Origin of the sequence: Amycolatopsis sp. NPDC004079, from assembly GCF_040610415.1 — a bacterium.
Classification (GTDB): domain Bacteria; phylum Actinomycetota; class Actinomycetes; order Mycobacteriales; family Pseudonocardiaceae; genus Amycolatopsis; species Amycolatopsis halotolerans.
Genome location: NZ_JBEXMH010000022.1, coordinates 60,257 through 72,780, shown reverse-complemented (window position 1 = coordinate 72,780; position 12,524 = coordinate 60,257). Strand labels below are relative to the sequence as shown.

Genomic DNA, 12,524 nt, shown 5'->3' with positions numbered 1-12,524 from the left:
GCGATGAGAATTGTCGTGAAGTGGGGCGGCAGCCTCCAGGAGAGCGGGACCGGCATCGCCGACGATCTCGCGGCGCTGTGGCGCACGCACCGGATCACCGTGGTGCACGGCGGATCCCGGGACATCGACCAGACCATCGGCGAACTCGGCCTGCCGCGCCGCACCCTGCGGTCCCCGGACGGCATGCGGACCAGATACACCGACGCGGCCACCCTCACCGCCGTGATGATGGCCCTGCGCGGCCGGACCCAAGCGCGGCTGATCTCGGCGTTGCGGCAGCGCGGGGTCCCGGCGGTCGGACTGTCCGGAATGGACGGAGGACTCGTCCGCACCGAACGCAAAGCGGCGATCCGCGCGGTGTCCGACGGCCGGACCCGGGTGGTGCGCGACAACCTGGCGGGCCGCGTCGTCAGCGTGAACCCGAGCCTTCTGGACGCCGTCCACGGCCTGGGGATGGTGCCGGTCGTCTGCCCGCCGGGCATGACCGCCGACGGCCAGCCGACCAATGTGGACGCCGACCGGATGGCCTGCGAGATCGCGGCCGCCTGGCAGGCGGACCGGTTGCTGCTGTTCACCGACACCGCCGGGTTGCTGGCTCGCCCGGACGATCCGTCGTCCACCGTCGCGGAGCTGAGCGCGGCCGACGCCGAGGAGCTGATCCCGACGCTGAGCGGGGGCATGCGGATGAAGATCGCCGCCGCGACGGAAGCACTCGGCAAGGGTCTGCGGGCGGTGCAGATCTGCGACGGACGCGGGGGAGCGCCCCTGACGGAAGCACTCGGCGGAAGCGGAACCTTGATCGGGAAGGGGCTGGGCCCGGCATGACGATTCAGGACTTCAGCACGCGGGAGGGCGAGCTGGTCGACAGCGCGGCGGTCGCGCTGCTGGCCGAGGCGGTGTCGATCCCGTCCGTCTCCGGCGAGGAGCGGCGGCTGGCCGAGCGGTTGCGCGAAATCGCGGCCGGCTTCGGCGCGGAGAGTTTTCTCGACGACGTGGGAAATGCGCACGCGATCGTCGGAAGCGGCGCGCGGACGGTCGTGCTGCTGAGCCACCTCGACACCGTTCCCGGCGAAGTGCCCTTCGAACACGGCGAGACCCACATTCGCGGCCGCGGCGCGGTCGACGCCAAGGGACCGCTGATCGCGATGCTCGTCGCCGCGCTCACCAGCCGCGACCTCGGCCTCCGCGTCCACTGGATCGGCGTGGTCGAGGAGGAAGCGTTGTCCTCGCGCGGCGCCGAGCACGTCCGCGAGACCGTGCCCGTGCCGGACGCGGTGCTGGTGGGGGAGCCGAGCGGGTCCTCGACGGTCACGGTGGGCTACAAGGGAATGGTCCAGCTCGACGTCCGGTGCGAGGTCACGCGGACGCACACCGCGACCCCCGAGCTGAAGTCGAGCGAGACGCTGATCGCCGCGCTGGCCCGGCTGCTCGACGTCTTCTCGACCCGCGGCAACGCGAACTTCGCCGACGTCGGCATGGTCGTCAAGAACGGCAACTTCGAGCCGTTCTCCAGCCGGTGCTCGCTGTCCTTCCGAACCCCGCCGCACACGTCTCCCGAGGAATTGCGGCACCAAGTCGCCGCGATCCTGGGCGAGCACGTAGCGGTGACTCTGAGATACGAGGTGCCGCCGGTGGTAGTGCCACGAAGCTCGCCGTGCGTCCGCGCGCTGTCCCGCGCCATCGCCATCGAAGGGCGAAAACCCCGGTACAGCCTCAAAACCGGCACCAGCGACATGAACACGCTGAGCCGCACCTGGACCGTCCCGATGGCCACCTACGGCCCCGGCGACCCGTATCAGAACCACACCGACGGGGAGCACATCGCGATCGCGGAGTACCTCGCGGGCGTCCGGATCCTGCGGACGGCCCTGCGGGAACTGGACAACTCGCTGCTGGAGGTGAAGCCGTGACCGAACTGCTGGCGTTGTGGTGCGTGCCGCGGTCGCGCTCGACCGCGTTCGAGCGCGCGATGTACGAGCGCGGCGATTTCCTGGTGGTCCACGAACCGTTCTCGCGCGTGTGCGATTTCGGCGCCGCGGAGGTCGACGGCCGGACCTGCGCGAGCCAGGACGAGGTGATGGCCGCGCTCCTCGAAGTCTCGGCGACGCGGCCGGTGTTTTTCAAGGACACCACGGACTTTCCCATCGACCGCCTCGGCGCGAACCCGGATTTCGTGCACCGCTGCCGGCACGCGGCGATGATCCGGAACCCGCGCGACACCGTGCGTTCGCATCTCGTGATGCAGGCCGACGCGACGTCGCGGGCGATGGGATTCCGGAACCTCTGGGACATCGTGGCCACCGTCCGCGCCGCCGGAATGCCGATGCACCTGGTCGACGGCGACCGGATGGTGCGCGACCCGGAGCAGGAGATGACGGCGTACTGCGCGGCGATGGGCATCCCGTTCGTGCCCGGTTCGCTGGCGTTCCGGAAGGAGCCGCCGCCGAGCTGGGGGACCACCGGACGCTGGCACGCCGGGGCGAGCGCGTCGACCGCGCTGGGCGTCGCGGCGCGCACCCGGGAAGAACTGCCCGCCGCGCTTCGGCCCGTCGCGGAGAGATACGAACGCGACCAGCTGCCGTACCACGACCGCATCAGGGCGGCGCTGAATCCGGAGCAGAGGGAACCAGCCAGCGGGCAAGGAACGCAGAGGAGTGCACATGAGTTTGGGGCGTAGCTTCACCCGCCTGTGGATGTCGCAGGTCCTGTCCAACTTGGCCGACGGCCTGGTGATCGCCGCCGTGCCCCTGCTCGCCGTGGTGGTGACCAGGGACCCGCTGCTGATCGGCGGGCTCACCGTGGCGCAGTTCCTGCCGTGGCTGCTGTTCACCCTGCCGGCCGGCGCGCTCGCCGACCGGGTCGACCGGCGGTTCATCATGGTCTGGGGCAACGTGGTCCGCGCGGCGGGTTTCCTGTTGCTGGTGCTGATGCTGGTCGCGCAGTTGCACAGCATCGCGATCCTCTACCTGGCGGTCTTCCTGACCGGCGTCGCCGAAACACTGGTGGACAACGCCGCGCTGACCGTCCCGCCGCGGCTGGTCGAGCGCAAGGACCTGGAACGGGCGAACGGCCGGCTGTTCGCCACCCAGTCGGCGATCCACAGCTTCATCGGCCCGCCGGCGGGTGCGGCGCTGTTCGCGATGTCGGCGGTGCTGGTGTTTTCCACCAGCGCCGGGCTTTTCGCACTCGCCGCGCTGGCGTTGGTGACCCTGCCGAGGATGCTGCCCACCGCGCACGACACCAGCGGCAGCACGCATTCGGCGGGCGACGTCGTGCGCAGCATCAAGGAAGGCTGGTCGTACTTCTGGGAACACCGGCTGCTGCGCCGGGTCGCGTTCATCTCCGCCTCGATCAACTTCTTCTCCTCCGCCACGGCCAGCCTCCTCGTGCTGCTCGCGACAGGTCCGCTCGGCGTGACGACGTCCTGGTACGGCTTCTTCATCGCGGTGCCCGCGGTGGGCGCGATCCTCGGTTCGCTGATCGCGGCCAAGGCGGTGCCGCTGCTCGGCGGCGGCCCGGTGACCTGGCTCGCCGCGCTCGTGCCCGCCGCGAGTTACGCGGCACTCGGCCTCACCCACAGCGTCGTCCTGGTCGAGATCCTCATGTTCCTGAGCGCCATCGCGACAGCGCTGAACCAGATCGTGGTCAGCACGCTCCGGCAGGCCGCCGTGCCGGACGAGCTGCTGGGCCGGGTCACCGCGGCGTACCGGCTGATCGTGCTCGGCGTCGTGCCGGTGGGCGCGCTGCTCGGCGGCGCGCTGGCGCGGTGGCAGGGGACGGCCGCGACCTTCATCGCGGCGGCGATCGGGCTGACGCTCTCCGCGTTCGTGTTCGCGTCGCGTGTGACGACGCGGGGGCTGAAGGAAGCCGAGGAGGCCGGGCACACCCCGAAGGCCGCCCCGCTGGAGCCGATCCCCGGAACGGACTGAGTCTCGCGTTTTGCCCCGAAAGTGCTGCGAAGAGGAGTTCCCGTGCCCGAAAGCCGTGTTGCCCTGTCGCCCGCGGAGTACGAACATCCCGCCGACGAACTGGAGGAGCGCGTCGCCGCGATCATGGCGGCGGTGCTGGACGTCGACCTGGTCGGGCGGCGCGACAGTTTCTACGACCTCGGCGGCGGATCGCTCGCGGCGATCCGGATCTGCGCCCGCATCGCGGGCAAGATCGGCTGCCGGCTCGACCCGACGGTGCTGCTCGAACACGACGAGCTGGCCGATTTCGTCGAGCAGATCCGGCAGGGCGCGCCGTGAGCGTGCACGCCGCGGTGGCCCGGCACGACGGCGACGCGACCGCGCTCGTGCACGGCGGCGAACGGGTCAGCTACCGGACCCTGGTCGCGGCGGGGAAAGCCGTGGCGCACCGGCTGTCCTCGGAAGGGGTGCGGCCGGGCGACATCGTCCCGCTGGTGCTGCCGCGCGGTGCGCAGCTGATCGCCGTCCAGCTCGGCGTGCTGATGGCCGGGGCGGGCTACGCGGTGCTCGACCCGCGCTGGCCGGAAAGCCGGATCGCGTCGATCCTGGCGCAGCTGGACGACCCGGTCGTGGTCGGCCGTCCGGGGGTTGGCTTGGGCATTACCTGCCCGCTTGAGCCGGTGCCGCTGGCCGAGCTCGCCTCGGGCACCCAGGCCGCACCGGTGCTGTCCGGTCCCGAGGACATCGCGATGGTGTTCTTCACTTCCGGCAGCACCGGCGTCCCGAAGGGCGTTCTGGTGCCGCATCGCGCCGTAACCCGGATGTTCGGCCCGGACGGCTTGCCGGGCTTCGGGCCCGGACACGTCACGCCGCAGGTCGCGCCGGGGGCCTGGGACATGTACGCGTTCGAGCTGTGGGGTCAGCTGACCACCGGCGGTACGTCAGTGGTGGTCGAGGAAAGCCACCTGATGCCGAGCCGGTTGCGCGACCTCGTCGCCGAGGAGGGCGTGGACACGGTCTGGCTGACGACCTCGCTGTTCAACCTGATCGTCGACGAGGATCTCGATGCTTTCAAAGGCGTCCGGGAGCTTTACGTCGGGGGAGAGAAACAATCGCCCCGGCACGTCGGGATCTTCCTTGACCGCTTCCCGGAAATCCCGCTCTGGAACGGTTTCGGCCCGGCGGAGAACGGGATGCTGACGACCGTGCACCGGATGCGGCCGTCCGATGTGGACGTTCCCGGCGGAATCCCGGCCGGTGTCCCGGTGCCGGGAACCGAGGTCGTCGTCCTGCGCGACGACGGTTCCCCCGCGCCCGCCGGCGAACCGGGCGAGATCGTCGCGCTCGGTTCCGGAGTCGCGCTGGGATATCTCGGCGACGAACGGCTGTCGCGCGAACGATTCCCGCGACCGGGGACGTACCGCACCGGCGACGTCGGATTGCTGGACGCTGCCGGAATCCTGCACTACCGCGGCCGCCGGGACCGGCAGGTCAAGCTCAACGGCAACCGCATCGAACTCGGCGACGTCGAGGCCGCCGCGGCCGCCGTCCCGCGGATCCGCACCTGCGCCGCGGTCGCCCGGACGGACGCGGACGGCCGGGTCGCGCAGATCGCCCTGGTCTACACCCTGGCCGACGGCGCCCGGCTGTCCCCGCAAGAGGCACGCAAGGAACTCGGCGCGCTGCTTCCCGCCTACGCGGTCCCGACAAGATTCGAACTGGTCGAGGAACTGCCCCGGCGGGAGAACGGCAAAGTCGACCTGTCCGCGCTGGAGAGCCGATGACGGACGTCTTTCCGCAGACCTTCGAACAGGAAGCGATCTGGATCGCCGACCAGTTCGCGGGCAGCCCGTCGCCGTTTCTCGAAACCTGGGCCCAGCGGATTTCCGGCCCCCTTGATGTCCCGGCGCTGGAACGCGCGCTACGGGCCCTGGTGGGCCGGAACGCCGCGTTCCGCACGAGGTTCACCCTCGACGAGACCGGCCCGATCCAGCTCATCGATCCGGTCGGCGCCCTGCCTTTCGAACGGTTGCCATGGCCCGGGGGAGACCTGCACGAGGTGCTGCGCCGCGCTGGGCAGCGACCGCTGGACCTGACGTCGGCACCGGCGCGGATGACGCTGTACGACTACGGGCCGGACGAATACGTCCTGCTGCTGCAGATCCACCACGTCATCGTGGACGACGCCTCGCTTGTGCTGATCGACCGCGAGTTGTCCGCGCTGTACTCGGAGCAGGTCGTCGACGCCCCGGCTTTTACCCTGGGAGAGCACGCAGTCCGTCAGCGCGCGGCCGGGATCGCGGACGAAGACCTCACCTTCTGGTCCTCATATCTCAACGGCGCCCGCGCGATGTCCCACCTGCCGCCGCACCCGCGCCAACTGCCTGCCCGACGGGGAACCGAGTGCGCCTGTGTCCGCGGCACCGTCCCCGCTGAATTGAGCGACGCGGTGCGCTCAGCTGCCCGTTCCCTGCGCACTACCGCGAACGTGCTGATGAGCGTCTGCCTGGCTTTTGTCGCGGCCGCGGTGAACGACGACGACATCGTCCTCGGGACCCCCATGTCCCGTCGCGGCGACCCGGACCTCGACGACGTGATCGGCTGCCTGACCGATCTGCTGCCGGTGCGCTACCAGGTTTCCGCCGACGCCACGGTCGGCGAGGTCTGCGCCGCCGCGAAACGCACGTCTTTAGCGGTATTGCGGCACCGAAACGTGCCGTATGCGCTGCTCGGCGGAGGCGTCACGCGTGAGCGCGGAGTGCTGTCCGGTTCGCACCTGGGCCGGATCTGCTTGGTTCTCGACGAGGCGCCGAGCCACCTCGAGCTTCCGGGCCTGCGCTGCGAACGGGTGTACGTCGCGGGCGCGGCGGCGAAGTTCGACTGGCTGCAATACGTGGTCGCGGACGGCAAAAGCTGGCAGGTCCGAGCCGACTACGCCACCGACTACTTCACCGCCGACGAAGCGCATGCCGTGCTGAAGCAATGGCTGACCGCGCTGTCGCTCGTCTCGGGCGACCTCGACCTTCCCGTGCGCACCCTGCTCGACCAGCTGGAGGCCCGCAGATGACCGCGCCGTCGTACGAACTGACCCATCCGCAAGCCCTCGAAGCCGAAGCCGTGCACATCTTCCGCGAGGTCGCGGCCACCTTCGCCCGCCCCGCGCTGCTGTTCTCCGGCGGCAAGGACTCCGTGGTGATGCTGCACCTGGCGCGCAAGGCGTTCTGGCCCGCGCCGGTGCCGTTCCCGCTCGTGCACATCGACACCGGCCACAACTTCGACGAGGTGATCGAGTACCGGGACGAGGTCGTCGCCCGCCTCGGCGTACGGCTCGTCGTCGGCCGCGTCCAGGACGACATCGACAACGGCCGCGTCACGGAAGACCTGCGCGCGGGCCGAAACCGGCTCCAGACCACAACTTTGCTGCGGACAATCAACGACCAAGGCTTCGACGCGGTTTTCGGGGGAGCGCGCCGCGACGAGGAAAAAGCCCGCGCCAAGGAACGCGTATTCAGCTTCCGCGACGAATTCGGCCAATGGGACCCGCGCAATCAGCAACCGGAACTCTGGCGGCTGTACAACGGCCGCCACCGCAAAGGCGAGCACATCCGGGTCTTCCCGCTGTCGAATTGGACCGAACTGGACATCTGGACCTACATCGAGGCCGAGAACATCGACCTGCCGCCGCTCTACTACGCGCACCGCCGCCCGGTCGTCCGCCGCGACGGCATGCTGCTCGCCGACACCCGCTTCCTCCACCGCCGCCCGGACGACGAAGAACCGTTCACCGCGACCGTCCGCTTCCGCACCGTCGGCGACGCCACCTGCACCGGCTGCGTCGAATCGACCGCGGCCACTCCCGCGGCGGTCGTCGCCGAGGTCGCCGCCACCCGCGTGACCGAACGCGGCGCCACCCGCGCGGACGACCGGATCTCCGAAACCGGCATGGAGGACCGAAAGAAGGAGGGGTACTTCTGATGAGCCACCTCGTCCGGCTGGCCACCGCGGGCAGCGTCGACGACGGAAAGTCGACGCTGATCGGACGCCTGCTGTATGACTCGAAAGCGATCTTCGAAGACCAGCTCGCCGCCGTCGAACGCACCAGCGCGCAACGCGGCGACGCCCACACCGACCTGGCCCTGCTCACCGACGGCCTGCGCGCCGAACGCGAACAAGGCATCACCATCGACGTCGCCTATCGCTATTTCGCCACGCCGCGGCGGAAATTCATCATCGCCGACACTCCCGGCCACATCCAATACACCCGCAACATGGTCACCGGCGCCTCCACCGCCGATGTCGCGCTCATTCTCGTCGACGCGGAAAAAGGCGTGCTGGAACAGTCGCGCCGGCACGCCTTCATCGCCAGTCTGCTCGGCGTCCCGCACTTGATCGTGTGCGTGAACAAAATGGACCTGGTCGACTACGCGCAGGAACGATTCGCCGAGATCGTCGAAGAATTCCGCCGCTTTGCCGCGAAACTGGACGTCCACGACCTGGCCTTCGTGCCGGTTTCCGCCCTGCACGGCGACAACATCGTCAACCGCAGCGCCGAAATGCCGTGGTACGAAGGCCCCGCGCTGCTGCACCGGCTCGAAGAAGTGCACGTCGCGTCGGACCGCAACCTCATCGACGCGCGCCTGCCGGTGCAATACGTCATCCGCGCCCACGGTTTCGCCGAGGGCCAAGGCTTCCGCGGCTACGCCGGCACCATCGCAGGCGGCGTCTTCAAACCCGGCGACGAGGTCACTGTCCTGCCGTCCGGCTTCGGCACCACCATCGCCGCCGTCCGCGGCCCCGGCGGCACCGCGATCGAAGAAGCCTTCGCAGGCCAAGCCGTGACCGTCGAACTGTCGGATGAAATCGACATCGTCCGCGGCGACCTGATTTGCCGCCCGAACAACCGCCCGCACGTCGCCGCCGACGTCGACGCCATGGTCTGCTGGCTGACCGAACACAGCTCCCTGTCGGTCGGTGCCCGATACACCGTCCACCACACGACGCGCGAGGTCCCCGCCACCGTCGGCCAGCTGGACTACCGCCTCGACATCAACACCCTGCACCGCGACCAGGCCGCCGATTCGCTGTCCCTGAACGAAATCGGCCGCCTCCGGCTGCGCACGCGACGGCCGCTGCACTTCGACCCGTACCGCCGCAACCGCGACACCGGCAGCTTCGTGCTCGTCGACGAGGTCAGCAAGAAAACGGTCGCCGCCGGGATGATCATCGGCCCGGCGGAAACCGCGCCCGCCGTCGTCTGGCACGAACCAGCCGTGACCCGTGCAAGGCGCGCCACCTCGGGAATGACCGTGTGGCTGACCGGTTTGTCGGCGTCGGGAAAGTCCACGGTAGGCGCCGAGCTGGAGCGTCGGCTGGTCGCCTCCGGCCGCCCCGCCTACCTGCTGGACGGAGACAACCTGCGCCACGGCGTCAACGCCGGGCTGGGCTTCTCCGCCGAAGACCGCCAGGAGAACGTCCGCCGAACCGGAGAGATCGCGAAGCTGTTCGCCGACGCGGGCACCGTGGCCGTGGTGACGCTGATCAGCCCGTACCGCGCCGACCGGGACGCCGTCCGCCGCAGTCACGAGGAAGCAGGCTTGCGATTCGTGGAGGTCTTTGTCGACACCCCGCTGGAGACTTGCGCGGCTCGCGACCCGAAGGGCCTGTACGCGAAGGCCCGGCGGGGCGAGATCGTCGGCTTCACCGGAGTGGACGACCCGTACGAGGTGCCCCGAAGCCCGGACGTCGTCCTGCGCCCGGACGACGGTGCTCCTTCCGCACAGGCAGCGATCCTGCTGGAGTGGCTGGCGCGGTGATCGCTGCGGCCCGCCTCGCCAAGATCTCCGCCTGTCTCGCCGGTGTGGACGGCCCGCGCACCGGTGGAATCCTCCTGTCGGCGAAAATCCCGTCACCCACCGCGATCCGGCGCGCATAGCCTCCAGGAACCGCCAGGTCGTGCTCGCCGGCGGAACCCAGTGCCGAGCAGGGAAAGGCGGCGGATCGTGACGCTGCGGGAAAAGGTCGAGAGCCGCCTCGCCGGAGAGTTCGTGCCCGGAGAGCGCGTGCTGAACGCGCTGGTCGCATTCCGCACGGGCGGTGTGCGGAAAACGATGGTCGCCGGCGCGGCGGGCATCGCCGGGCTCGCGGGCGCGGCCGGGATGGCGCTCGCCGCGCGGCGCGGGCAGACCGAAGCCCCGCAGGTGCCGATCGCGACGCCGGGCCGGTTCGTCTTTTCGCTCACCTCGCACCGCGTGGCGCTGTTCACCGTCGGCGGCATCGTCCGGGCCGCACCCGGGAAACCGCTGCGGTCGTGGCCGCTCGACCAGCTCGCCTGGGTCTCGGAACCCGAACTGAACTCCGGCGTGGCACAGGCGCTGCGCGGCCAGATCGGCGTCACCGGCGAAGGCGTCCTCGGCTACGAATTCGCCCGCCTCCAGGTCGACGAGGGCCGGTCCATGATCAAGCGCCTGGCCCGCGCCCTGAAGGAACTCGACACCTGAGCTCCCGGATCCCCGCCAGCTCGTCCGGCACCGGTCCGAAATGGACGATCCCCAGCCACCGCGTCGCGCGCGTCATCGCGACGTAGAGATCGTTGCGGCCCAGGGGAGCGTCGAGAATCCGGGCCGGATCGACGATCAGCACCGAATCGAACTCCAGCCCCTTCGCCTCCCCAGGCGTCAGCACCGTCGCGGCGCACCCCTCCCGCAACGCGGCGACATGACACGCCGGAGCAATGACCAGCTCACCAGCAAGAGCACCGACTTCAGCAAGCGTGCCCTGCCGACGCCACGGCGATTCACCAGCAGCCCGCACAGACCGCGGCGGCTGAAGCCCAGGGTGCTGCGCAGCGAACACCTCGCCCGCAGCCGCCATGATCTCCGACGGCGTCCGGTAATTGACGCTCAACTCCGCCAACCGCCAGCGATCCGCCACATGCGGCGCCAGCACCTGCTCCCACGACGTCGCCCCCGCCGGATCGCTGGTCTGCGCGAGATCGCCGACGACCGTCATCGACTTGGCCGGACAGCGCCGCATCACCATCCGCCACGCCATCGCGGACAGTTCCTGCGCCTCGTCGACCACCACGTGCCCGAACGTCCGCGCTGATGCGCCGAGCACCGCGGAAGCCTCGTCCAGCAACGGAATATCCGCCGCACTCCAGCCCTCGCCCGGCGCCTCATCTTTTCCCGCACGGGTTTCGCCGATCGCCTCATCCGCCGACTGGACGTTGCCCAGTTCTCCGAACACCTCCGCCACCACCTCCTCCGCGGTCAGCGCGGGCCACAGGTCGTCCAGCACCCCGCACACCGCGACGTCGGCCAGCAACGCCTTGCGCAGGTCAGCGACGTCAACCTCGTCCAGCAACCGCCGGGGCCCGTCGTCCTGATCCGGCCCCAGCACCACCCCCGCCGCGGCCAATGCCCGCAGATCCGCCGCACTGAGCCGACCGTCCGCGCTCCCGCCGTCGATGGCCTCGCCGCTCTCGGTGAACACCACGTTCTCCAGCCGATCGGCCAACCTCCGCGCGAGAAGTTCCACCATCCGCTGCTGGAATACCAACCGCGCCTGCTGGTACGGCAACCCGCTGCCGGAAGCGAACTCCGCCGCACCCCGCCATTCGGCGAGCTCCAGCCGCACCGCTTGGTGCTCGAATTCCACCTCGACCGCCTCGCCGGACGCACCCGCCCGGCCCCACACCGCCGCGGCGATCCGATCCGCCGCCTCCGCCCGTCCCTTGACCTCCGCGACCCCGGCCGGATCCACCCGGCTGACCTCGACGTCCGGCCGCAACCGGGCGATCGTCGCGGTCACCGCGGCGTGCTCGCCCAGCCCCGGCAGCACCTGCCCGATGTAGTCGAGAAAGACGTCGCTGGGCCCGATCACCAGCACACCCCGCGTGCGCAACCGCGGACGCGTGTACATCAGATACGCCAGCCGATGCAGCGCCACCGCGGTCTTCCCGGTCCCCGGCCCGCCCTGCACCACCAGCACTCCCGCGTGCCCGTCACGGACGATCCGGTCCTGCTCGGCCTGCAGCGTCGTGACGATGTCGCCCATCCGCCCGGTCCGGTCCGCCGTGAGCGCCGCCATCAACGCGGCCTCGCCGACGAGAGTCCCGGTCCCGGCGGCGTCGGGATCGAGCAACTCGTCGTCGAGCGCTGTCACGACCCGTCCGCGGGTGGTGATCCGCCGCCGCCCCCGAACACCGTGCGCCTCCGCCATGGTCGCGGTGTAGAACGGCTGCGCCGCCGGAGCCCGCCAGTCGAGCAGCAACGGCTCGTCCGCCCCGTCCCGGAACAACCCCGCCCGGCCGATGTACCTCCGGCTCCCGTCGTGCATCTCCAGCCGCCCGAAGCAGAGCCCGTCCTCGACGGCCTCCAGGCGCGCCAACTCCGCCTTCCAGCGCGCCGCCGCCTCCGGGTCCTCGCTTTCGCAACCGCTCGCCGCCTGCTCGCGCAACGCGTCGAGCCTGCCGTACAAGGCGGTCACGTACTCCTGCTCGAGAACAAGCTCACGATCGACGTCGTTTTCGGTCGGCACCCCGGAACTCCCCGCTGTCGGGTGAACGATGGCACCGAGGGTGCGCGGCATTCCGAGGAAATAACAGTCTTGTCTTTC

At 70.1% G+C, this 12,524-nt stretch carries 11 protein-coding genes; 10 read left to right on the top strand and 1 reads right to left on the bottom strand.

Features of this window, described 5'->3' with window-relative positions:
- Nucleotides 1–3 precede the first annotated feature (3 nt).
- The 10 genes from ABZX37_RS23130 (at nucleotide 4) to ABZX37_RS23085 (ending at nucleotide 10,405) form a co-directional block, all read left to right on the top strand.
- The gene (locus ABZX37_RS23130; protein ID WP_354742641.1) at nucleotides 4–825 is read left to right on the top strand and encodes a [LysW]-aminoadipate kinase; all 822 of its coding nucleotides are present in this window, start codon (nucleotides 4–6) and stop codon (nucleotides 823–825) included.
- A complete protein-coding gene (locus ABZX37_RS23125; RefSeq protein ID WP_354742639.1) occupies nucleotides 822–1,910 on the top strand; it encodes a M20/M25/M40 family metallo-hydrolase in 1,089 nt (362 codons plus the stop codon). The genes ABZX37_RS23130 and ABZX37_RS23125 overlap by 4 nt, the downstream gene beginning before the upstream one ends.
- Nucleotides 1,907–2,677: a hypothetical protein gene (locus ABZX37_RS23120; RefSeq protein WP_354742637.1), complete on the top strand. Its 771-nt coding sequence runs from the start codon at nucleotides 1,907–1,909 to the stop codon at nucleotides 2,675–2,677. Before ABZX37_RS23125 ends, ABZX37_RS23120 begins: the two co-directional genes overlap by 4 nt.
- Nucleotides 2,661–3,929, top strand: a complete 1,269-nt coding sequence (locus tag ABZX37_RS23115) for an MFS transporter (protein ID WP_354742635.1) — start codon at nucleotides 2,661–2,663, stop codon at nucleotides 3,927–3,929. Before ABZX37_RS23120 ends, ABZX37_RS23115 begins: the two co-directional genes overlap by 17 nt.
- Nucleotides 3,930–3,971: 42 nt before the next feature.
- Entirely contained in the window at nucleotides 3,972–4,247 is a 276-nt protein-coding gene (locus ABZX37_RS23110; RefSeq protein ID WP_354742633.1) for a phosphopantetheine-binding protein, read from the top strand.
- Nucleotides 4,244–5,692, top strand: a complete 1,449-nt coding sequence (locus ABZX37_RS23105; protein WP_354742631.1) for an AMP-binding protein — start codon at nucleotides 4,244–4,246, stop codon at nucleotides 5,690–5,692. The genes ABZX37_RS23110 and ABZX37_RS23105 overlap by 4 nt, the downstream gene beginning before the upstream one ends.
- The gene (locus ABZX37_RS23100) at nucleotides 5,689–6,975 is read left to right on the top strand and encodes a condensation domain-containing protein (RefSeq protein WP_354742629.1); all 1,287 of its coding nucleotides are present in this window, start codon (nucleotides 5,689–5,691) and stop codon (nucleotides 6,973–6,975) included. The genes ABZX37_RS23105 and ABZX37_RS23100 overlap by 4 nt, the downstream gene beginning before the upstream one ends.
- The gene (gene cysD / locus ABZX37_RS23095) at nucleotides 6,972–7,883 is read left to right on the top strand and encodes a sulfate adenylyltransferase subunit CysD (protein WP_354742627.1); all 912 of its coding nucleotides are present in this window, start codon (nucleotides 6,972–6,974) and stop codon (nucleotides 7,881–7,883) included. The genes ABZX37_RS23100 and cysD overlap by 4 nt, the downstream gene beginning before the upstream one ends.
- A complete protein-coding gene (gene cysC / locus ABZX37_RS23090; RefSeq protein ID WP_354742625.1) occupies nucleotides 7,883–9,721 on the top strand; it encodes an adenylyl-sulfate kinase in 1,839 nt (612 codons plus the stop codon). Before cysD ends, cysC begins: the two co-directional genes overlap by 1 nt.
- A 186-nt stretch (nucleotides 9,722–9,907) precedes the next feature.
- On the top strand, nucleotides 9,908–10,405 hold the full coding sequence (locus ABZX37_RS23085; protein ID WP_354742623.1) for a hypothetical protein: 498 nt from the start codon (nucleotides 9,908–9,910) through the stop codon (nucleotides 10,403–10,405).
- On the opposite strand, the gene ABZX37_RS23080 is transcribed toward ABZX37_RS23085, so the two are convergent.
- Complete coding sequence (locus ABZX37_RS23080; protein WP_354742621.1) at nucleotides 10,365–12,446, bottom strand: ATP-binding domain-containing protein; 2,082 nt, start codon at nucleotides 12,444–12,446, stop codon at nucleotides 10,365–10,367. The two genes, ABZX37_RS23085 and ABZX37_RS23080, sit on opposite strands and share 41 nt — an antisense overlap.
- Nucleotides 12,447–12,524 lie beyond the last annotated feature (78 nt).